This is a genomic window from Kitasatospora sp. NPDC004289 (assembly GCF_053602875.1).
Map to the genome: position 1 here is coordinate 91,142 of NZ_JBSGEL010000006.1, position 20,486 is coordinate 111,627.

Here is a 20,486-nt window from a genome sequence, read left to right on the forward strand (position 1 = left end):
CCGCGCCCGCCGTCCGTCTCAGTCGCCGGACCTCGCGTGGACGTGGTCGTGGTCGTGCCCGGTGGTGGCCCCGGGGTTGCGCCGCTTGAGGGCCTGGTAGCCGAGGACCAGCAGCAGGGCCCAGACCGGGAAGACGTAGAGCGAGATGCGGCTGTCCTCGTCGATCGCGATGAGCACCACGACCAGCACCAGGAAGGCCAGCGAGGCCCAGCTGGCGATCACCCCGCCGGGTGCCTTGAAGGTGGGCGGCGGCAGGTGGCCGGCCTTCCAGGCGGCGCGGTAGCGGATCTGGCAGATCAGGATCATCGCCCAGGTCCAGAGGCCGCAGACGGTGGCGACGGAGGTGATGTACTCGAAGGCCTTGGCCGGCGCCAGGTAGTTGAGCACCACGCCGAGGCCCATCAGCAGGCAGGAGACGGTGATCGCCAGCGCCGGGGTCTTGCGGGCGTTGAGGTCGGTGAGCTTCCCGGGGGCCTGGCCGCGCAGCGCCAGGTCGCGCAGCATCCGGCCGGTGGAGTACATCCCGGAGTTGCAGGAGGAGAGCGCGGCGGTGAGCACCACGAAGTTGACGATGCCGGCCGCGGCGGGGATGCCCATCTTCTCGAAGGCGGCCACGAACGGGCTGACCCCGGGGGCGAATTCGCGCCACGGCACCACGGCCAGGATGACCACCAGGGCGCCGACGTAGAACAGCGCGATCCGCCACGGCAGGGTGTTGATCGCGCGCGGCAGGGTCTTCGCCGGGTCCTCGCTCTCGCCGGCCGTGACGCCGACCAGCTCGACGCCGAGGTAGGCGAACATGACGATCTGCAGGGTCATCACCGTCGAGCCGATGCCCTTGGGGAAGAAGCCGCCGTCCGACCAGAGGTTGGAGATGGCCGCGGTGTCGCCGGCGTCGCTGAAGCCGAGGGTGAGCACCCCGATGCCGATCAGGATCATGCCGATGATCGCGGTCACCTTGATCATCGAGAACCAGAACTCGATCTCGCCGAAGAGCTTCACCGAGATCAGGTTGGCGCCGTAGAGGATGACCAGGAAGACCAGGGCGGAGATCCACTGGGGGATGGACGGCGCCCAGAACTTCACGTAGACGGCGGCGGCGGTGGTCTCGGCCATGCCGGTGACCACCCAGAACAGCCAGTACGTCCAGCCGGTCACGTAGCCCGCGAACGGGCCGAGGAACTCACGGGCGTACTCGGCGAAACTGCCGGAGACCGGACGGTACGTCAGCAGCTCCCCCAGCGCCCGCATGATCGCGAAGATCACCAGGCCGGCCACCGCGTAGCTGAGGATCAGGCTCGGCCCGGCCTTGGAGATCGCGGTGCCCGCGCCCAGGAACAGCCCGGTGCCGATCGCCCCGCCGATCGCGATCATCTGGATCTGACGGCTGCCCAGACCCCGCTCGTAGCCCTCCTCGTCGGGGACCGGATCCGTCACCTCGTCGTACTGCTGCTGGGCCATGGGCCACCGTCCTTGCTCGTGGGGAGTGGCAGTCGTACCACGGCACGCCCGGATACCGGTGCGTATCTGAGCGATATTTGAGCATGGAGCGTCCCTGTTCGGTGGGATCTGCCCGGAATGCCGGGAGCCCCGTCCCAGCACGTGGGACGGGGCTCCGGCGCGGCGCGGCGCGGCGGATCGGCCGCTAGCCGGCCATCGCCTCCAGCAGCGACTCCTGGAGCATGCCGAACCAGAGGTAGGCCATCACCAGCGGCTTGCGCGGGTCCTCGTCGTCCAGCTCGTAGAGGCCCTCGTCGTCGTCCTCGCTGACCTCCAGCCGGGTGCCGAGGGTGAGCCGCAGGTCGTTGAGGCCGCCGAGCCAGTGCCGGCACTCCTCGGCGTCGGCCTTGAGCACGCCGCCGACGCCGCCGAGACCGTCCAGCGAACGGATCACCGCGAGCGCGTCGTCCCGCTTGCGGGCCCGCAGGTCCAGCTCGGTGTAGCGGCGGAACTCCCCGGCGGCGGCCACCTCCTCCGGGCCCGACGGGCCGTCAGGACCGCCGTAGGCGTCGGGGAAGAGCCGGGCCAGCGCCGGGTCGGCGGGCGGGCTGGAGGGGCCCTCGGCGAACAGCGCGGCCAGCGGGTCGTCGCTCTCGCCGCCCGGGCCGGGGCCGATCAGCTCCAGCATCTGCACCTCGAAGGAGCGCAGGATGGACGCCTCGACCTCCTCCAGCGCGATCGCCGCACCGCCGTCACCGGCACTCTCGAACAGCCCAGCCATGATTCCTCGTCAGCCCGTCTACGTCGTGGGGTGGTTGATGGTCCGTCGGGCCCTCGGCCCGCTCAGTCGTGCTGGAGGGTGGCCCACAGGCCGTAGCCGTGCATCGCCTGGCAGTCCCGCTCCATCTCCTCGCGGGTACCGCTGGAGACCACCGCCCGGCCCTTCTGGTGCACCTCCATCATCAGCGTCCTGGCCTTCTCCTTCGGGTAGCCGAAGTAGGCCTGGAACACGTACTGGACGTAACTCATCAGGTTGACCGGGTCGTTGTGGACGATGGTGACCCAGGGGGTGTCCGGCTCCAGTGCCGGAATGCCTTCGACCTCCGGGCGCTCGATCTCCACGGGCGCGACACTCACGGCTGACACTCCTCGTCGGGGCTCGGTTCTCCACTGCTCATGCTTCCATCCGGGGGACCCGCGAGCGAATCCGGTCCCACTCGAACGAGAAATCGTCAAACTGACGCTAAGTCCGCTAGCATCGTTCCCATGGACGCCACCACCGCGCGCCACTCCACGGCGCTGCTCACCGACCGGTACGAACTGACCATGCTGCAGGCAGCCCTGCGCAGCGGCGCCGCCCACCGGCGCTCGGTCTTCGAGGTGTTCACCCGCCGGCTCCCCGACGGCCGCCGCTACGGCGTGCTGGCCGGGGTCGGCCGGGTGCTGGACGCGGTCGAGGACTTCCGCTTCACCACCCCCCAGCTGGACTGGCTCTCGGACCAGGGCGTGGTGGACGAGCGGACCCTGCGCTTCCTCGCCGACTACCGCTTCACCGGCGACATCCACGGCTACCCCGAGGGCGAGGTCTACTTCCCCGGCTCCCCCGTGATGACCGTCGAGGGCAGCTTCGCCGAGGCGGTGATCCTGGAGACCCTGATCCTGTCGATCCTCAACTTCGACTCGGCCGTGGCCGCCGCCGCCTCCCGGATGACCAGCGCCGCGGGCGACCGCCCCTGCATCGAGATGGGCGCCCGCCGGGCCCACGAGCGGGCCGCCGTGGCCGCCGCCCGGGCCGCCTACGTCGCCGGGTTCAAGGCCACCTCCGACCTGGAGGCCGGCTTCACCTACGGCATCCCGACCACCGGCACCGCCGCGCACGCCTTCACCCTGCTGCACGACAGCGAGCGGGACGCCTTCACCGCGCAGATCGACTCGATGGGCCGGGGCACCACCCTGCTGGTCGACACCTACGACCTCAACGAGGCGGTCCGCACCGCCGTGGAGGTGGCCGGCCCCGAGCTCGGCGCCGTCCGGATCGACTCCGGCGACCTCACCCTGCTGGCCCACCGGGTCCGCCGCCAACTGGACGAGCTCGGCGCCACGGCCACCCGGATCATCGTCACCTCCGACCTGGACGAGTACGCGATCGCCGCGCTGGCCGCCGCCCCGGTGGACGGCTACGGGGTCGGCACCAGCCTGGTCACCGGCAGCGGCCACCCGACCTGCGCGATGGTCTACAAGCTGGTCGCCAGGGCGGCCGGCCCCGAGGGCCCGCTGGTCTCGGTGGCCAAGCGCTCGGCCGGCGCCAAGTCCAGTGTCGGCGGCCGGAAGTGGGCCGCCCGGCGGCCCGACGCGGAGGGCGTCGCGGAGGCCGAGGTGACCGGCACCGGGGCCGTCCCGGACGCGCTGGAGCCGCATCTGCTCCAGGTCCCGCTGGTCAAGGCCGGCGAGGTGGTCGGCCGCGAGCCGCTGGCCGCCGCGCGCGAACGCCACGTACGGGCCCGGGCCGGCCTGCCGCTCTCCGCCACCCAGCTCTCGCGCGGCGAGCCGGTGCTGCCCACCGAGCTGCTGCTCGGCCGCTGAGCCGGCGGCCGTTCCCCTTTCGCCTACGCGCGTCACTCCCTACAGTGGCGAACGTCCGGGCCCACCACACCGCCCCCGTCGGGGGAGAAGGAAGCAACGCCATGCAGCGGGCACTGATCGTCGTGGACGTGCAGAACGACTTCTGCGAGGGCGGCAGCCTGGCCGTCGCCGGCGGCGCCGAGGTGGCCGCCGCGATCACCGACCTGATCGCCGGTTCCACCCCCGGCTACGCGCACATCTGCGCCACCCGGGACCACCACATCGACCCGGGCGCGCACTTCTCCGCCGAGCCGGACTACCGGGACTCCTGGCCGGTGCACTGCCTGGCCGGCACGGAGGGCGTGGGCTTCCACCCCAACCTGTCGCCGGTGGTGCTCTCCGGCGCGATCGAGGCGGTCTTCGACAAGGGCGCGTACTCGGCCGCCTACAGCGGCTTCGAGGGCGCGGACGAGAACGGCGCGGGGCTGGCCGAGTGGCTGCGCGAGCGCGGGGTGACGGAGGTGGACGTGGTCGGGATCGCCACCGACCACTGCGTCCGGGCGACCGCCCTGGACGCGCGCCGGGCGGGCTTCACCACCCGGGTACTGCTCGATCTGACGGCCGGGGTCTCGGGCCCCACCACCGAGGCCGCACTGGCCGAACTCACCGCTGCGGGCGTGGAGTTGACCGGAGCGCCGATCGTCCGTTCCTGACGTCCGGCGCGGCGCGGGGCGGCAGCCCCGGAGCGGGGCCGGGCCGCTCGCGGGCCGGCGGCCGGGTGGTCGAGGAGCGGCGGGTGCGGCGCGACAGGTGGGGCGGGTGCGGCTGGGGCGGCGGAGGTGGTGCGCCCGGCGGGCCCGCCTCCGCGGGCCGGTCACCACGGTTCGGTCGTCGCAGGGCGCCGCAGGGGGCGCCACACGTCCCGTTCAGGTGACCACCAGCTCGACCACGTCCTCGCCACCGGCCAGGAAGGCCTCGCGCAACTCGCCGCCCACCACGTCGGGTTCGGCCTCCAGACGGTCGGTGGAGACGTAGACCACCCGGACCCCGAGGTACTCCATCCGGTGCTGCCCGCCCCGGACCCAGGCCGCCTCGCCCTCGCTGACGCAACGCAGCTCCGAGTCCACCTCCACCGCGACCGCCGCTCCCGGCCAGTACAGGTCCGGCACGGCCACGAAGGTGCCGCCCTTCATCCGGAGCTCGGGCCCGGCCAACGGCACCGGCAGCAGCCACTCGTCCACCAGCTCGTTCAGCCGCTCCAGCGCCGACTCCCGCCCGGCGGCCAGGAGTTCGTCCACCGCGGCCCGCACCCGGGGCTCGGTGAGCAGCCCGGCCTCGGCCAGCTCGGCCAGCAAGTCCCGCACCGTGCAACCGGTCTCGCCACGGGAGACGGACTCGCGCAGCACCGCCCGCAGCTGCGCCGGGTGCACCTCCCCGGTGTCGAACGCGGCCGAGTCGGTCCACTCCCGCAGCGTGTCGGCGACCGCCCGGGCGACCGGGGCGCAGGCCAGGCCGTGCACCGAGCGGGCCTCCAACTCCCTCTCCGTACGCCGGATCCGGACCTCACCCGCGTCCTTGAGGCGGCGCTGACGGGGCACCAGCACCTCCACCCCGGTGACGGCGGGCAGCCGGGGCGCGGAGGCGAAGCCGTACAGGGCCAGCGCGGCCGCACCGGTGATCACCGCACCCTCGCGGCGGCCCTCCTCGCGGCCGTCCTGGGCGGCGTACAGCAGTGCGGCCCACATCCGCTGCTCCGGGGTCGGCTCGCCACCCTGGAGCAGGTAGACCTTGGGCAGCAGCCGCTGCCAGGGGCCGCCCCGGCGGCAGCGCTCGCTGACCAGCCGGGTGGGCACGCCGCGGGACCGGAGCTGGTTCGCGGTGATCACGTTCTGCTGGCGGCGGGCCAGCTCCTCGAGGGAGGGCGAGGGCGAAGGAATCTGGTAGCTGCTCATGCCGCCTACCCTCCCCAAGACCCCCCGCTCCGCATCCACGACCTGACGCACCGTTACCCAACCGTCGCGAAACCGGGACTAGCCCGCACTAAAGTCCCCATACCCTCACCCATTCGGCCCAAAGGACGTTCATCGGACTGCCGGTATCGACCGCAGTTGGCCTGTACCATCCGCATTTCGCACACCGTTTCGGCCATCGGCGCGACGCCCCGGCACCCACCGCGACCTGCGGTGCCTGACCGAGAGTGACGAGCGCCATACGCATCCCCGCCGCTCGGGGGTCACACCGCCCGCGCAGGATTGCCTAACATCACACTCATGCCACGTGACGAAACCGCCTCCCTGCGCGCTGCCCAGCTGCGCCTAGGCCGACTGCCCGGCTACGTCCGACAGCCGGACCTGGCCCGCCGCAGCGGCGAGGAGGGCCACTTGTACAAGAAGGGGTGGGAGGTCCGCTTCACCGCGCGGACCGAGGAGGAGATAGCGGAGATCCGCGACCTGGTGGTCGCGGCCGGCTTCGCCCCTGCGCGACCGTTCTTCAAGGGCAACCAGCTGATCCAGCCGGTGTACGGCATCGCCGCCGTGCACGCCTACTTGGCCGCACGGGAGGCGCTCGAAGCAGCCGGCGTCCCCGAGCAGCAGAACCGCCGCGCCGCCGCTCCCTCCGCCGCAGCCGCCGCAGCAACGGCCGCCACAGCCGCTGCCAAGCGGGCCCGCCGCAAACCCGACGAACCCAACCGCACCTGCTGAACCCCTCCCTCGGGGTCCGGCCCCCGCCCGGATCGGCACCGCACCCCGACCGGCCCCGGGCCCGGGCCCTCACGGCTGCCGCCCGTGCGGCCGGACCGGCGCCGCCGAGCAGCGCGACCGGTCCGGGGCGCGCTGCCACCGGCACGCGCGCGCCCACCACGCACGTCGGCACCACCTCCGGGCCCCCTCTGCGGCCCCCTGCGGCCCCTGTGCAGCCCCTGTGCGGCCCCTGCGCCCCCCGTACGGCCCACTGCGACCGGCCTACGGCCGCGGTCCCCGGCGCGGCGGCGCCGGCGCCCCTGCCGACCGCCCCGCCGGCGCACCGATCGCCGCCCGCACCAAGGGAACTGACACCCCGTCACACAACGGCTCAATCGCATCCCTCGCACGGGTATCTGATGGGACTTGTCACACAGAGCAGTCATCCGAGGCCCTAGAGTGAAGGACGGCCACCCCGTCGCCGAACCCGTCGTCGCACCCGGATCGAGAGGCTGATGTGACCAACCGTCATGACCCGGTCTCCTCGGTGGAGTTCGCCGCCTTCCGGGAGCTGCACCATCCGCGGTACCTGAGCTACGCCCGGGTCTGGTTCCGGGACGCCGCGCAGGCCGCCGCAGTGGTCGAGGAGGCCTTCGGCGCCCTCGCCGCCGCCTGGCCCGAGCTGCTCGGCAGCCCCAACCCGACCGCCGACGCCTGGCGCATCCTGCGCGCCACCGTGGCCGAACGCGGCGACGAGGCCCGGGTGCCACCGCAGCGGCCGACCGCGACACCGGACGAGGATCTCGCCATCCTCCACTACGTGGTCGGCCTGGCCACCCCGGAGATCGCCGACGTGGTCGGCGCCGACCACGCCAACGTGGCCAGCCAGCTCCGCCACGCCCTGCGCGCGGCCGCCGACTGGTGACCGGGCCCGCGCGGCAGCGAGAGGGCGTGCGGCACGGAACTCGGCACGGTGTGCGGTGCGTGCTGTGGGGTGCGTGCGGCTCGGTGATCACGATCACCCCGGCGGGTCCTTCTCAGGCCGGGCTTCGCGGGCGAATGATGTGGAGGGCCGCCCGACTGACGGGTGGTCAGCCCCACCGCAGAGCTCCAGGGAGGCGCCCGTGTCCCTCGCCCGAACCGCCGCGATGTTCGACCGGCAGGCCGACGCCTGCGACGAACTCGGCTCGCCGCTGTACGCCTTCCTGATCCGCCGGGCCGCGCGGGACCTGCTGGAGAACGGCCCGTGCGCGGCCGCGGTCAGCGGTCACGAGGACGCCCCCGGACCCGACGCCATCGCACTCCGACTGATGGGCGGGGTGCACGCCCTGGTGCTGAGCGGACGGGCCCCCGCCCTCGCCGCCCACTACCCGAGCGCCGGCGGAAGCTGTCCGTCCCCCGTCCCGGAAGCTGTCTGGGAGGACTTCCGGGCCACCGTGGCGGACCACCCCGACTGGCTGAAGGACTGGCTGACCAGACCCCCGCAGACCAACGAGACCGGCCGGGCCAACCTGCTGATCGCCGGCGTCCTGCACGCCCTCGACGGCGCCGACCTGCCGGTCCGGCTGTTCGAACTCGGTTCCAGCGCCGGGCTCAACCTGCTCGCCGACCACTTCCGCTGCGCCTGGTCCACCCCTTCCGGCCCCGAAGCCGGAGCGCCTGCCGCTTCCGCGAGCGGAGCCTTCGGCCCCGCCGACTCCCCCGTCCTGCTGGCCGACGCCTGGCGGGGCACCCCGACGTCCCCGCTCGGCGCGGCGGCGGAACTCCCGCCGCTGCGCTTCGCCGAACGGCGCGGCTGCGACCTCGACCCGATCGACCCGCGTTCCCCCGAGGGCGCCCTCGCGCTGCGCTCCTACGTCTGGGCCGACCAGCCCGAGCGGGCCGCCCGGCTCACCGGAGCCCTCCAGCTGGCGGAACGGCTGCCCACCACCGTCGAGCCCGTGGGTGCGGCCGAGTTCCTCCGCGGGGTCTCGCTCGCGGAGGGCGCCCTCACCGTCGTCTGGCACTCGGTGATGCGCCAGTACGTCCCGGCCGCCGAATGGGCCCTGGTGGAGGCCGAGTTGGACCGCCTGGCGGCCGAGTCCACCCCTGCGGCCCCGTTCGCCCACATCTCCTTCGAGCCGCGCCGCACCCCGGACTGGCGCGAGCACCGCTTCCTGCTCACCGTCCGCACCGGGCCGGCCGCCGAGTCCGTCCTCGCCGAGGCGGTCCCGCACGGCCTTCCGGCCTGGTCCCTCGCCTGACGGGCCGGCGGGGCGGCGGGGCTGGGGGCTGCGACCGGCGGTCCGGTCAGACTGCGGGGCGTCCCTCGGTGACGTCGTACAGGTGGTGCACCGGGTCGTGGATCAGGTACCGGGCGAAGGAGGCCACCGTGAACCGGGCACCGTCGCTGCGACGCCCCGGCCGCTGCCACTGCCCGCCCTCGACCCGGTCGAAGGCCGCGGCCAACTCCTCGGCCGCCTCGGCGAGTTCGACCGAGACCCGGGCCGGGTCCTGCTCGCCGTAGCGCTCGGCGACGGCGGTCTCGTCCTGGTCCCAGTTGGCGAAGAGCGGGTCCTGGTCGTCCAGCATCAGCCCCAGCCGGACACGGAACAGCCGGAACACGTCCCGCACGTGGCAGGCGTACTCCAGGTCCGACCAGACCTCCGGTACGGGACGGCTCCGCAGCGCGGCCTCCGGCCGCTCCGCGAGCAGCGCCACCCAGGCGGCGGCGTTGGCCCGGACCAGGTCGGCGACCCGCTCGGCGTCCACCTCCGGGGTGTCGAAACCGCAGTCGGGGCAGGCGCGTTCCAGGACCCAGGTCCAGTCCTTGGTGTCAGGCGTGATCATGGCTCCAGCATGGCGCGGACCGCCCGGGCCCGGCCAGTGGCCGCGACGCCAGCACCCGCCAAGATCCTGCCAACGCCGCCACCGGCCCCCAACGCCGGTCAGACGAGCGGGCGGTACATCACCAGCAGGTCCACATAACCGAGCTCGGCGTGCCGGAAGCCCTCCGGGACGGTGCCGATCACCGCGAAGCCGAGCGACTTCCACAGCTCCACCGCCCGGGTGTTGGTGGCCACCACCGCGTTGTACTGCATCGCCCGGTACCCGTCCGCCCCGGCCTGCTCGATCACGTGCTCCGCCAGCGCCCGCCCGACGCCCTTGCCGGCGTGCTCCGGGGCGACCATGAAACCGGCATTGGCGATGTGCGAGCCGGGGCCCATCTGGTTGGGGTGCGTCTCGGCGCTGCCGAGCACGGTGCCGTCCCCGTCCACCGCGACCACCGTCCGGCCAGGGGCCCGCTTCATCCAGATCGCCCGGGCGTCCTCCTCGCCGATGTCCCGCGGCCAGGTGAAGGTGTCGCCCGCCGCCACGATCCGGTGCAGGAACCGCCAGATGGCCGGCCAGTCCGCGGCCGTCGCCTCACGAATGATCATCCCGCCAGTCTGCCCCGGCCGCTCGGACCCGACCACCGGTTTTCCTCCTGGCACCGGCCTCCGACGGCACGCGGACGGAATCCCGTGGCGGGGCCCGGCCCCACTGACTACAACTGAGAGGTGATCAACGACGAGGCCCTCCGCCACAAGCCCACCCTCACCGGCGAACGCGTCCGCCTGGTGCCGCTCTCCCCCGCCCACGCCGACGACGCCTGGCGCACCTTCCAGGACCCGGAACTGCTCCGGCTCACCGGCACCACCAAGCAGTTCACCCGCGCCGAGATCGACGACTGGTGCGCCACCCGCGCCGACCAGCCCGACCGCCTCGACCTGGCCGTCGAAGACCTCCGCACCGGCGCCTACCTCGGCGAACTCGCCCTCAACGAACTCGACCGCCCCACCGAATCCGCCTCCTACCGGATCGCCCTCGACCCCGCCGTCGCCGGCCGCGGCCTCGGCACCGAAGCCACCCGGCTCCTGCTCTCCCACGCCTTCGACGCCATCGGCCTGCACCGCGTCCACCTGGAGGTCTTCTCCTACAACCCCCGCGCCCGGGCCGCCTACCTCAAGGCCGGCTTCCTCCCCGAAGGCCGCCTCCGCGACGCCCACGTCTGGGACGGCACCCGCCACGACATCCTGCTGATGGCCGCCCTCGCCCCCGAATGGCGGGCGGCCACCACCCCGTCCGCCGCTCAGCCCTGACGGACGGTACAGCTGGCATCCACCGAAGTCGCCGGCAGCCCCACGATCCCCTGCGCCCAACCCAACAGGTCCGAACAGACCTTCGCCTCCTCGGCGTTGGCCGGGCCGTGGTTCTCCGACGCGGACGCGGCGGCGGCACCCGCGAAGGTGGCGGCCGCCAGGCCGGCGGCGAGCAGTACGGCGGGGAGCCGGCGGCGGGACGCGGGGGCGGAGGAGGAGTTGCTGAACACCCGGAACATGGAACGGCCCTTCGGTCTACTGACGACTTGACTGGTCATCAGTACCCGAAGGGCCGTTCGCCGTGCTCGGATTGTGCGCCGTTCGTGGGCGTGTCAGCGGTACGGGTTGCCGCCGCCCTGCTGCGGCGGGGGCGGGGGCGGGTAGCCCTGGCCCGGCTGCGGCGGCTGCGGATACTGCTGGTACTGCTGCTGCGGCGGGTACTGCTGCGGATACTGCTGCCCACCCCCGTACGGAGGCTGCGGCGGCTGCCCCCCACCGCCGCCACCACCACGACGGCGAGCCAGCACGATCACCCCACCGACCACCACCACGGCCAACACCCCGACGACCCCCCACACGAACACCGGGATCCCACCGTCGTCCTTCTTCTCCCCCACCGGAGCCGCCGTCTGGCCCTCCTTCGCCCCACCAGTGGCGGGCGCGGAGGCGGGTGACGAGGGGGCTTCGGAGAACCGTGACTCGGCCCGTGAAAGGAGCGGGTTCTCCTTCGGCCCGTTGTCGACCTCGGGATTCTCGGCAAGCGCACGCTGCGCAGACGCGATGCCGTAGCCGTAGCCATCGTTCGGAAGCTTCTGGCCAGCCGGCATGACCGCCGACTTGATCATCCGGTTGATGACCTGCCCAGCCGACAGGTTCGGATACTTGGCGCGCACCAGAGCGGCAATGGCAGACGCGTAAGCCGCCGCATCGGAGGTGCCGTTCGCCCGGTGATAGTCCCCTGGTGCCTTGGCCTTCGGGCCTGCCGAGTAGATGTCGACCCCCGGCGCCACCAGCGTGATTTCGGGGCCCCGGTTCGACTTCTCCCAGACGTTCCCGTTCTCGTCGACCGCACCGACGGCCACGACTCCGGGAACTGCGGCCGGATAGCTCACTCCCACGCCACGGTTGCCCAGGTTTCCGCTACCACCGACCAGAACCACGTCGTTGTCGATGGCGTACTTGATGGCCTCCCGAGCGTCCGCACCGACTGCGCTGGTGAACGACATGTTGATGACCTTGGCGCCGTGGTCCACCGCATAGCGAATGGCCTTCGGCACCTCGTCGTTCTGTGCACTGACAAGCTGGTCGTCACCGCCGAGGTTGATCCTTATCGGCAGGATCTTCGCCTTCGGCGCCAAGCCGATGATTCCGTCCTGGTTGCCGTGGCCGTGCCCGGCGATCAGACTCGCCATCGCGGTCCCGTGACCATCGGTGTCGATCCGGCCGTCGCTCTGCTGCCCCGAGAAGTCGGCACCCGGCAGCACCTGCCCCACCAAGTCCTGATGGTCCGCCAGAACACCGGTGTCGATGACCGCGACAGTCACGTTCTCGCCCTGACTGATGGGCCAGACCTTCTCTGCTGCAGCGAGCTTCCTGATCGGCCACTGAGCCACGCGAATGTTGTCCGCAGCCGCCGGGAAGGCAGCGGCTCCCCAGAGCACCGACCCCAGCGCGAGCGCAGATGCTCCTCGAACCTTCCGACTGAACCTCAAGACTCGCCACTCCGCTCGCTGGAACCATCCGTGCCGCGTTCGGGACGGGCTCCGCCATCAAATGGCGGTGCCCGTCCCATGGGATGCCGTCAGTCCACCACGTTGGGATTGGACGGCTTGCCGGACGCCCAGGTCTCCTCGTCCTCGACGAGGTAGTCCGGACGCCGCTTCTCCTTCTCGTCCTTCTTCTTGCCGGCTGAGTTGGCACCGTGCATGCCACCGCCCTGGCCCGCTGCGCCCTGACCGGCCTGGCCACGGCCGCGCCCGAGACCGGACCCGCCCTCGGTGAAGGCACCACGACCACCGGCGCCACCCACAGAGCCACCGACCGTGCCGCCGCCCATGCGTCCGGCTCCAGCGCCTGCCCGACCCGCCTGCCCTCCACCGAGACCGCCGGCAGAGGCACCGCCGCCCTGCATGCCACCAGCTCCGAACGCACCACCACCACGGCCCGCGCCGCCCGCGCCCTGTCCGATACCACTCCCGCCACCCCGGGCAGAGTTGCCGGAGGGACCACCCACCCCGGCAGCACCGAACTGGCCACCACCGTTCTTGGTGGCGTTCAGCTGGCCGCCTCCGAAAGTGTTGGACCCATTGCCGGAGGACGACCCGATGCCGCCGCCACCACCGCCGGCCCCCGGCCCCGAGATGCCCTGGCTCCCGGGGCCGTACGTACCCGGCTTCGGAGCAACCGTGGCACCGTCAATTCCGGTACCCGGCCCGTACGGGTTGGGGGACGGCGGCTTCGGCATCGGATTGGCGGTACCGCCCTTGATACCCGGATCCGTGGGACGGCTCGGCGGGACAGACTTGGGGGACTGCACTCCCGCGGTGCCGGTGGGTCCGCTAGTTCGGGACCGCAGAGTGGCAGTGCCGGAGGACTGGGAACTGGCGAAGCCCATCCCTCCACCCATGATCATCGCGCTGAAGGCAGCCGTTCCCATCGAGTCGGACGAGACGATCTCCTTCATGTCCTCGATCCGCTTGGGCGGCGGCTTGAGGTAGTCGGAGGCAGCCCGGTAGCGCGTGGCGAGCAGGTTCATCACCGCCACCGCTTGGGCCTTCTTCTCATCCGTGATGGCGGTCTTGGTGTCCTCGTCCTCGTTCCCCATCGCGGAGGAGGCCGTGTCACCGACCGCGTCGGCCGCCTTCGACCAGAAACCCGGTTCTTCGGGCATGGTGCTCTTCGCCTCGGCGATGGCGCTCGACATCATCTCGAGGGTGAGGGCTGCGTCGTTGGTGTAAGCGGCGACGTACCTGACTCGGTCGGCCAGCACCGTCATCTTCGACTCGAAGGCGTCGCTGGTGTCGCCCTCCCACGTGCTGGTGGCATCACTCGTCGACGTGGCGAGTGAGTTGTGGATCTGCTTGAGCGCCACAGTCGCCCGCCGCCACGGATCCGCTGCGGACATCACGCCGCCGGAGTCCATGGAGCCGACCATGCGGCGAAGTTCGGCATGGCTGTAGTTGTCGAAATTGGTGTGCTCGTTCACGAGCCGGCACCCCCTGTCCGCTGGTGATCATTACTCCGGAGCGTCCTGACCTTCACCATGTCGACTGCGGATCCCCGCTGCCCACTGGGCTCGCACTGGGAGTAGGAGGCTTGGGAGTCGGGCCGGTGATCGGACGCTGCGTGGTCGTGTAGCTCACCGGAACTGCGGGGTTCCCCGCACCGACGGACCAGCCGTCGGTGTTGAGCTTGAGGTGACGAGTCGTCTCCGTCTCCTGCTCCTCGTAGTTGGAGGCCGTCAGATCCGCCTTGCGCTGCGCTTCGTCGATGGCGTCCTGGAGCAGGAGGAGCACGTCCCGCAGTCCATCACGGGTCAACTCGTACTGCTGGTGCAGTGCCTGGGCCTCTGGGAAGCTCCCGAAGGCGCTCCGCGCCACGCCGGTCTGGCCGTGGGTGCGGGTGCCGTCCGCTCGTGATTGGAACTCGTCCAGTAGGCCGCGTACCTGGGTAGCGAAGGCCCGCAGGCTGTCCACTTCGACGCGGTAGCCCTTGCCCGTACTCACGACTGTCCTCCCCCGTGGAGCCAGTGCTGGGACTGGTTTGTGTGACTCGATGTCAGGTGTTTCGTGGGCGACGGGTCCGTGGCGACCGCCCCCTCAACCCTCATGTCTAACACATGGGATGCCCGGGCCGGAGGGTGACGTGACGCACCGTCGGGGATTGGGACGGAATCAGTACACGGGGCGGGCGAGGGCGGTGGAGAGGGCGCGGCGGCAGAGGGAGTCGGCGCGGCGGGTCGTCTCGGGGAGGCGGTAGGTGGGGGTGAGGCGGAGGACGGTGGCGAGGGATTCGGGGAGGCCGATGCGGTGGCCGGTGGAGACGAAGACGGGTTTGACGTCGGGGCGGGTGCGGAGGGCGGCGCCGACCTGTTCGCCGGTGGTGGGGTCGAGGAGGGGGGTGGTGGCGCCTCGGGTGGGGGCGGGTGGGGTGTGGGTGAAGGTGAAGGGGGTCTTGGCGACGCCGAGGGTGGGGAGGTCGGTGAGGAGGCCGAGGTGGGTGGCGAGGCCGAGGCGGCGGGGGTGGGCGAGGCCGTAGCCGTCGCAGACGACGAGGTCGGGGCGGGTGCGGAGGGAGGCCAGGGCGTCGAGGACGGTGGGGAGTTCGCGGAAGGCGAGCAGGCCGGGGACGTAGGGGAAGGAGATCCGGCCGGTGGCGGTGGTCTCCTCGACCACGGTGAGGGTGGGGAGGGAGAGCAGGACGGCGGCGGCGACCACCAGGTCGCGTTCGTCGTCGTAGGCGACGTCCACGCCGGCGACCAGGGCGTCGGGGGCCGGTTCGGGGCCGGTCGGGTCGATCAGCGGGCGCAGTCGCAGCTGTTCCGCGACGGCCTCCTCCTCGGTGCGCGGCCAGCCCTCGGGGGTGGTGGACGGGTGGGACGAGGACGGTGGCACGGGCACGGTTCCCCCGGGGTGTTCGAGCGGTCGGGTGCCACCGTATCCAGCCTGCGGGGCCCGGAGGGAAGGGGACGGGAAAGGTACTTGTCCGGGACCGGGGGTGGGTAGACCTTGGACAGGTAAGGCAAGGCTTCCCCCGCTCCGCACCCTCCCCTCCCCTCCCCCGTACGCGAAGGACGGTCCGTCATGTCTCGTCCCACCCTGGCTCACCTCAGCACCGGCGTCCTGACCGTGGTGGTCGCGGCCGCCGTCCTGCTCGCCGTCTCCGGGTCGAGGGGGGTGTTCGAGATCGCGGTGCTGGTCGGGTTCGCCGTCGCGCTCGGCACCCTGACGACCGCTCTGCTGGTGACCGGGGCCGATCGGCGGCGCCGGATCGCGTCGGTCGGGGCGCCGCAGAGCGCGCCGGCCCGGGAGTATGCCGCCCACCGCTGATCCGGGCCGGCCGGACGTACGGACGCCCCGTACGGCGGGGCCGCGGGAGCGGCGGCCGTACGGGGCGGGGCCGAGCGTGCGGGCCCGAGCGTTCGGGCCCGAGCGTGCGGGTCCGGGCGTGCGGGTCCGAGGGTGCGTCAGGCGGTGCTGACCACCACGGTCTTGGCCGCCTTGTCGTGGATCGCCTGGCGGTAGGGCTTGTCGAAGACGCCGAACAGGCCGTCGACCACCCACCACAGCTGGCCGCAGCAGATCAGTGCGGGGGCGGCGAAGGTGGCTGCCCGGCTCCAGGCCGCGGCGGTGGTCGGGGGGCTGCCGTCGACGAGCATCGCGACCCGGACCTTGGTCACCTTCTTGCCGACGGTCTGGCCGTCCCGGCTGAGCATGACGCCCTCGTAGATCAGGTAGAGGACGTAGGTGACCCAGAAGGTGCTGAGCCAGCCGTTGCGCGAGCCGAGGTCGGCGAACGGGGCGGCGATCACCACGGCCACCACCTGGACGATCAGGTAGTCGATCACCCGCGCACCGATCCGGGCGCCCCAGCCGCCGAGCGGCGGCATCCCGGGCACCGGGCCGGCGCCCACGCCGTACTGACCACCGTAGGGGGCCTGACCGTACGGGGACTGGCCGTACGGGTCCTGGCCGTAGCCGGGCGGCGGGGGCGGGGGCGGCGGCGCCCCGTAGGGCGAACCGTGGGCGCCGGGCGCCCCGTTGTACGGGCCGCCGCTGCCGTAGGGGTCGGCCGGGGGCGGCGGCGGACTGCCGTACGGGTCGGCCGGCGCACCGGACGGCGTACCGGACGGCGGGGGTTGCTTGTCGAAGGAGGGCCGGTCGCCCCCCTCCGGTTCGGATCCTGACGAGGGGTCATGGGTGCTCATGACCCGAGTAGAACACCCTGATTACGGCAGTGTTGGGATATTTGGTCCGTTTTGCCTACCTGACGAGCGGTCAGGGTCAGGACCGGACCACCCGGGTACCGGCCGCCCGGTCCTGCCAGGCCCGTCGGCCCTTCCGGTCCAGGACCGGGGCCAGCAGGCCGAACACCGAGAGCAGCGCCGCCTGCCGCACCACCCAGCGCAGTGCCGAACGGCCGAAGGAGGGCGCGGCACCGGGACGTTCCGCGTCGACCACCCTGATCCCGGCCAGCCGCTTGCCGAAGGTCTGGCCGGTGCGGGCCACCGGGAGCACCTCGTAGAGCAGTGCGGCCAGCAGCACCACGCCCAGCACCACCCCGGCCCGGCCGAGCACGGTGCCGTCGACCAGCCAGACCTGCACCTGGGCCCCGCTGTTGGCCCGGCTGGCCTGCGCGGCCTCGCCGAGCTTCTGGTCCAGGTGGACGGAGATCGAGCGGACCATCGGCACCCCGGCCGCCACGGCCACCAGCACGAGCACCAGGCCGTCGACCAGACGGGCCGTCAGGCGGCGGCCGAGACCGGCCGGGGCGGGCGCGGCGGGCCTGCGGGCGGCTGCCGAGCCCCGGCGGCGGGCGGCGGCAGCGGCGGGCGAGGGGCCGGAGGTGGACCCGGACGTGGATCCGGAGGCGGACCCGGAGGCGGACGTGACCGGCTTCCGCCGGGCGGCGGGGACGGCGCCCCCCGCCTTCGGGGCGACGGGCTCCGCGACCGCCGTCCGCTCGGGCCGCGACCCCGCCCCCGGGGCCACGGGCTCCGGCGCGGGAGCCGACACGGGCGCGGGCGCGGGCACGGGCACGGGCACGGGCGCCACGACGGTGGCGGACGCGGTCGGCACCGGCTCGGGGGTGGTGACCGCCGGGGCGCCCCAGGAGATCCGCTCGGCCGGCCGCGACTGGGTGGCCTTCCACCCGGCCGCCACCGGAGCCGGGGCGGGGGCGGGGGCGGGGTTCGCGGCCACTGCCGGAGACGGGGTCGGGGGGAGCGGCCGGACCGGCGGTGCGACGGCCTCGGCGGCGAACGGCGCCATCACGAAGGACGCGCCGCCCGAGGTCTCGTCGAAGAACACTGGGCCGGTCTCGTCCGCCCGCACCGGCGGAGCGCCCCCCGCGAAGGCGCCGCCGAAACCGGGAGCCGGGGCAGGAGAGGGCGAGGGCGAAGGGAGGACCGGTGGCGGCGGGGCGGCCGCGGCCAGGTTGGCGGGCCGCTGGGCGACGCCGCGGGGCGGCGCCAGGTGTTCGCCGGCCACCGGGGCCGGACGGCTGGTGCCGGGCACCCAGGAGGCACCGCCCCAGTAGCGGACGAAGCCGGGGACGGAGGGGTCCGGGTAGTAGCCCGGCAGCGGGGCGGGCGCGGCTGCGGCCAGCGCCCCCGGTTCGCCCTGGTGAGTTGCGAAGGGGCGTTCCGTCATGGGGTCTTCTCTCCTGGCAGCACCGTGGGGCGACGCACCGTCACCAGCCGGTCGCGGTCGGACAGTCGTCGAGCAGTCACAAAGGGTAGTGCCTCGGCGCCGTCGCGGCGGGCAGTTGGTGAATCCCGGAACGTGCGCCGAATGTGTGTAAGACCTTCGCCGCGCCCCGCTCTCCTCCGGTGGAGGGGTTCGAGAGCGGACCCCGCGGACACCGAGAGGAACCCGTCATGGAACGGTCCACGAGCGTGGTCGAGCACGAGCTCGAACTGAACCTGGTGCTCTCCCCCGAGCGCAGCGTCCCCGTCCCGGCCCGGCTGTCGTACGGCAGCCACGACCCGTACGCCGTCCACATCACCTTCCACCTGGACACCGGCACGCCGGTGACCTGGGTGTTCGCCCGGGAGCTGCTGGTGGAGGGCACGTTCAGGCCGTGCGGGCAGGGGGACGTGCGGATCTGGCCGACCCGCTCCGGGCGGCGCAGCGTGCTCTGCATGGCGCTCAGCTCCCCGGCCGGGGACGCGCTGCTGGAGGCGCCGCTGCCGGCCGTCGCGGCCTGGCTGGAGCGCGCCCACCGGCTGGTGCCGCCGGGCGCGGAGCTGGCGGCACTGGACCTCGACCACTCGCTGGCCGAGCTGCTCGCGTGACGCGGCCGGGCAGCGGAGGACCCGCGCTCGGCGGAGGCGGGAGCCCGAGCAGGAGCAGGAGCGGAGCGGGAAGCAGAAACGGGCGCGGGCGCGGGCGCGTGTCCGGTGGTGCGGCGTGGGCCTTCGGGGTCCACGCCGGGGAGCATGCGGCCGGGCGTGGGGGCCGGCCGACGCTCCGTCAGCGGAGCGCGCCGCCCCCACCCCCGGATGAGGGAGCGTCAGCTCACCGTCGCGGTGCGCCGGTCCCTTCGGGTGCCCTGCGCTGGGTCGGCAGGCTGACCAGCGGCGCCCCGGCGAAGCGGCGCCGGGAGCGGACCCGGAGTGCGGCGGTCAGCAGGAAGCAGAGGCCGACCAGCGGGTAGACCGCCGCCGGGAGCTGGGCGATCGGCGACAGGTGCAGGTCGAGGTCGCCCTTGTGCGGGACGAGCCACATGCCGAAGGAGACGAAGGCGAGCAGGGTGGCGCCGAAGATCGGCCGCCACCGCAGCCGCCGGACGAGGGCCGGGCGGGAGCGCTCGTGCGCGGCCTCGGCGGCCAGCAGCACCAGCACCGGGACGCACCAGACCCAGTGGTGGGTCCAGCTGATCGGTGAGATCAGCACGGCCGTGACGGCGGCGCAGCAGACGCCCCAGGCCTCGGCCCGGGGGGCCCAGCGCGCGCTGCGGTAGGCCCAGGCCGCGGTGGCCAGACCCGCCACCGCGACCACGGCCCCGGCCAGGGTGGCCACGGTGCCCGGTTCGGCGGTGTGCAGCAGGCGGGCGACGGCGCCGCGTACGGACTGGTTGTCGACGATCTCGGTCTTGCCGACCCGGGAGGAGTCGTAGAGGTACTTGGTCCAGAAGCCCCAGGTGGCGTCCGGCAGCACCAGGGCGCCGATCAGGAAGGTACCGAGGAAGGTGAAGCCCGCCACGAAGGCGGCCCTGATCCGGCCGGTGATCAGCAGGTAGACCGCGAACAGGCCGGGGGTGAGCTTGATCCCGGCGGCGATGCCGATGGCCAGGCCCTTGGAGCGGTGGCCGTCGGGCCGGGTGAGGTCCCAGAGGATCAGGCAGGCCAGGGCCAGGTTGATCTGGCCGTACCGCAGGGTGGTGAAGACCGGCTCCAGCCAGACGCCGAGCCCGGCCACCAGCACCACGCCGACCGGGCGCAGCTCCTTGCGCGGCCAGCCGACCAGCTTGAAGGAGAGGTGGGCCAGCAGGCCGAGCAGTGCGACGTTCCCGAGGGTGATCGCCACCCGGAGGAACGGGACGCCGAACCAGGTGGTCGGCACGAAGAGCATCGCGGCGAACGGCGGGTAGGTGGCCGGCAGGTTCCACTCCGTCACCCGCAGGGCGTAGAGGTCGGTGCCGTTGGCCACGGCGGCTCCCTCGGCCCGGTAGACGATCATGTCCACCATCGAGGTGCCGACGAAGTGCCGCAGCACCGCGTAGACCAGCAGGGAGAGGACGGCGACCACCGAAGCGGTCACCATGAGCCGCCTGGGTGCTTCCTTGACCGCCTCCCGGACGGCCTGCGGGGTGGCCCGGAGGGCACGGGCGGGTGACGGGGAAGGCGCCCGTTCCGGGGCCTTGCGCTGTTCCTGCGCCGTTGTCACGTTCCGCTCCGTCCGCCGGTCGACCAGCTTGCGACCTTACCCGACGGTCCGCGGCCACGGCCCGACGAGCGGCC

General features: G+C 72.9%; 22 protein-coding genes. 8 read left to right on the top strand and 14 right to left on the bottom strand.

Annotated elements, in window-relative coordinates; translation table 11 throughout:
- Nucleotides 1–18: 18 nt before the first annotated feature.
- The 3 genes from ACWEPF_RS05815 to clpS form a co-directional block, all read right to left on the bottom strand.
- A complete protein-coding gene (locus tag ACWEPF_RS05815) occupies nt 19–1,461 on the bottom strand; it encodes an amino acid permease (RefSeq protein WP_345290424.1) in 1,443 nt (480 codons plus the stop codon).
- A gap of 184 nt (nt 1,462–1,645) precedes the next feature.
- The gene (locus ACWEPF_RS05820; RefSeq protein ID WP_345290423.1) at nt 1,646–2,221 is read right to left on the bottom strand and encodes a DUF2017 domain-containing protein; all 576 of its coding nucleotides are present in this window, start codon (nt 2,219–2,221) and stop codon (nt 1,646–1,648) included.
- A gap of 62 nt (nt 2,222–2,283) precedes the next feature.
- Complete coding sequence (clpS, locus tag ACWEPF_RS05825) at nt 2,284–2,577, bottom strand: ATP-dependent Clp protease adapter ClpS (RefSeq protein ID WP_345290422.1); 294 nt, start codon at nt 2,575–2,577, stop codon at nt 2,284–2,286.
- A gap of 129 nt (nt 2,578–2,706) precedes the next feature.
- On the opposite strand from clpS, the gene ACWEPF_RS05830 reads away from it, so the two are divergent.
- Together ACWEPF_RS05830 and ACWEPF_RS05835 are read left to right on the top strand one after the other, a co-directional pair.
- Nucleotides 2,707–4,023 carry a nicotinate phosphoribosyltransferase gene (locus ACWEPF_RS05830; protein ID WP_452171573.1) on the top strand — a complete coding sequence of 439 codons (1,317 nt, stop codon included), beginning with the start codon at nt 2,707–2,709 and terminating at the stop codon, nt 4,021–4,023.
- A gap of 101 nt (nt 4,024–4,124) precedes the next feature.
- Nucleotides 4,125–4,715 carry an isochorismatase family protein gene (locus ACWEPF_RS05835; protein WP_345290420.1) on the top strand — a complete coding sequence of 197 codons (591 nt, stop codon included), beginning with the start codon at nt 4,125–4,127 and terminating at the stop codon, nt 4,713–4,715.
- A 213-nt stretch (nt 4,716–4,928) separates the two neighbouring features.
- On the opposite strand, the gene ACWEPF_RS05840 is transcribed toward ACWEPF_RS05835, so the two are convergent.
- On the bottom strand, nt 4,929–5,954 hold the full coding sequence (locus ACWEPF_RS05840; protein WP_345290419.1) for a type IV toxin-antitoxin system AbiEi family antitoxin domain-containing protein: 1,026 nt from the start codon (nt 5,952–5,954) through the stop codon (nt 4,929–4,931).
- A 318-nt stretch (nt 5,955–6,272) separates the two neighbouring features.
- On the opposite strand from ACWEPF_RS05840, the gene ACWEPF_RS05845 reads away from it, so the two are divergent.
- The 3 genes from ACWEPF_RS05845 (at nt 6,273) to ACWEPF_RS05855 (ending at nt 8,926) form a co-directional block, all read left to right on the top strand.
- Nucleotides 6,273–6,704: a hypothetical protein gene (locus tag ACWEPF_RS05845; protein ID WP_345290418.1), complete on the top strand. Its 432-nt coding sequence runs from the start codon at nt 6,273–6,275 to the stop codon at nt 6,702–6,704.
- Between the two features lie 496 nt (nt 6,705–7,200).
- Nucleotides 7,201–7,608, top strand: coding sequence for a hypothetical protein (locus ACWEPF_RS05850; RefSeq protein ID WP_345290417.1), 408 nt, complete (start codon nt 7,201–7,203; stop codon nt 7,606–7,608).
- Between the two features lie 199 nt (nt 7,609–7,807).
- Nucleotides 7,808–8,926, top strand: coding sequence for a DUF2332 domain-containing protein (locus ACWEPF_RS05855; RefSeq protein ID WP_452171574.1), 1,119 nt, complete (start codon nt 7,808–7,810; stop codon nt 8,924–8,926).
- A gap of 46 nt (nt 8,927–8,972) precedes the next feature.
- On the opposite strand, the gene ACWEPF_RS05860 is transcribed toward ACWEPF_RS05855, so the two are convergent.
- Nucleotides 8,973–9,512: a DinB family protein gene (locus tag ACWEPF_RS05860; RefSeq protein WP_452171575.1), complete on the bottom strand. Its 540-nt coding sequence runs from the start codon at nt 9,510–9,512 to the stop codon at nt 8,973–8,975.
- A gap of 98 nt (nt 9,513–9,610) precedes the next feature.
- Nucleotides 9,611–10,102, bottom strand: coding sequence for a GNAT family N-acetyltransferase (locus ACWEPF_RS05865; protein ID WP_345290414.1), 492 nt, complete (start codon nt 10,100–10,102; stop codon nt 9,611–9,613).
- Between the two features lie 120 nt (nt 10,103–10,222).
- Between ACWEPF_RS05865 and ACWEPF_RS05870 the strand changes: the two genes are divergently transcribed.
- Nucleotides 10,223–10,804: a GNAT family N-acetyltransferase gene (locus ACWEPF_RS05870; protein ID WP_345290413.1), complete on the top strand. Its 582-nt coding sequence runs from the start codon at nt 10,223–10,225 to the stop codon at nt 10,802–10,804.
- Here ACWEPF_RS05870 and ACWEPF_RS05875 read toward each other — a convergent pair.
- The 5 genes from ACWEPF_RS05875 to ACWEPF_RS05895 all read right to left on the bottom strand — a co-directional run bounded on the left by ACWEPF_RS05875 (nt 10,795) and on the right by ACWEPF_RS05895 (nt 15,417).
- Nucleotides 10,795–11,043: a hypothetical protein gene (locus tag ACWEPF_RS05875; RefSeq protein ID WP_452171576.1), complete on the bottom strand. Its 249-nt coding sequence runs from the start codon at nt 11,041–11,043 to the stop codon at nt 10,795–10,797. The two genes, ACWEPF_RS05870 and ACWEPF_RS05875, sit on opposite strands and share 10 nt — an antisense overlap.
- 93 nt (nt 11,044–11,136) lie before the next feature.
- Nucleotides 11,137–12,417, bottom strand: a complete 1,281-nt coding sequence (locus ACWEPF_RS05880; protein WP_452171577.1) for a S8 family serine peptidase — start codon at nt 12,415–12,417, stop codon at nt 11,137–11,139.
- Between the two features lie 188 nt (nt 12,418–12,605).
- A complete protein-coding gene (locus ACWEPF_RS05885; protein ID WP_452171578.1) occupies nt 12,606–14,009 on the bottom strand; it encodes a WXG100 family type VII secretion target in 1,404 nt (467 codons plus the stop codon).
- Nucleotides 14,010–14,061: 52 nt separating this feature from the next.
- The gene (locus tag ACWEPF_RS05890; protein WP_452171579.1) at nt 14,062–14,529 is read right to left on the bottom strand and encodes a hypothetical protein; all 468 of its coding nucleotides are present in this window, start codon (nt 14,527–14,529) and stop codon (nt 14,062–14,064) included.
- Between the two features lie 168 nt (nt 14,530–14,697).
- The gene (locus ACWEPF_RS05895) at nt 14,698–15,417 is read right to left on the bottom strand and encodes an endonuclease V (protein ID WP_452171580.1); all 720 of its coding nucleotides are present in this window, start codon (nt 15,415–15,417) and stop codon (nt 14,698–14,700) included.
- 189 nt (nt 15,418–15,606) lie between these two features.
- Between ACWEPF_RS05895 and ACWEPF_RS05900 the strand changes: the two genes are divergently transcribed.
- Complete coding sequence (locus tag ACWEPF_RS05900) at nt 15,607–15,852, top strand: hypothetical protein (RefSeq protein WP_345290407.1); 246 nt, start codon at nt 15,607–15,609, stop codon at nt 15,850–15,852.
- Between the two features lie 137 nt (nt 15,853–15,989).
- On the opposite strand, the gene ACWEPF_RS05905 is transcribed toward ACWEPF_RS05900, so the two are convergent.
- Complete coding sequence (locus ACWEPF_RS05905; protein WP_452171581.1) at nt 15,990–16,730, bottom strand: RDD family protein; 741 nt, start codon at nt 16,728–16,730, stop codon at nt 15,990–15,992.
- 76 nt (nt 16,731–16,806) lie between these two features.
- Complete coding sequence (locus tag ACWEPF_RS05910; RefSeq protein WP_452171582.1) at nt 16,807–18,174, bottom strand: RDD family protein; 1,368 nt, start codon at nt 18,172–18,174, stop codon at nt 16,807–16,809.
- A 227-nt stretch (nt 18,175–18,401) separates the two neighbouring features.
- Here ACWEPF_RS05910 and ACWEPF_RS05915 point away from each other — a divergent pair, with 227 nt between their 5' ends.
- Nucleotides 18,402–18,818, top strand: coding sequence for an SsgA family sporulation/cell division regulator (locus tag ACWEPF_RS05915; RefSeq protein ID WP_345290404.1), 417 nt, complete (start codon nt 18,402–18,404; stop codon nt 18,816–18,818).
- 223 nt (nt 18,819–19,041) lie between these two features.
- Here the strand turns inward: ACWEPF_RS05915 and ACWEPF_RS05920 are convergent, their stop codons facing one another.
- Nucleotides 19,042–20,412 (bottom strand): glycosyltransferase 87 family protein, encoded by a 1,371-nt coding sequence (locus ACWEPF_RS05920; protein ID WP_452171583.1) that lies wholly within the window; start codon nt 20,410–20,412, stop codon nt 19,042–19,044.
- Nucleotides 20,413–20,486 lie beyond the last annotated feature (74 nt).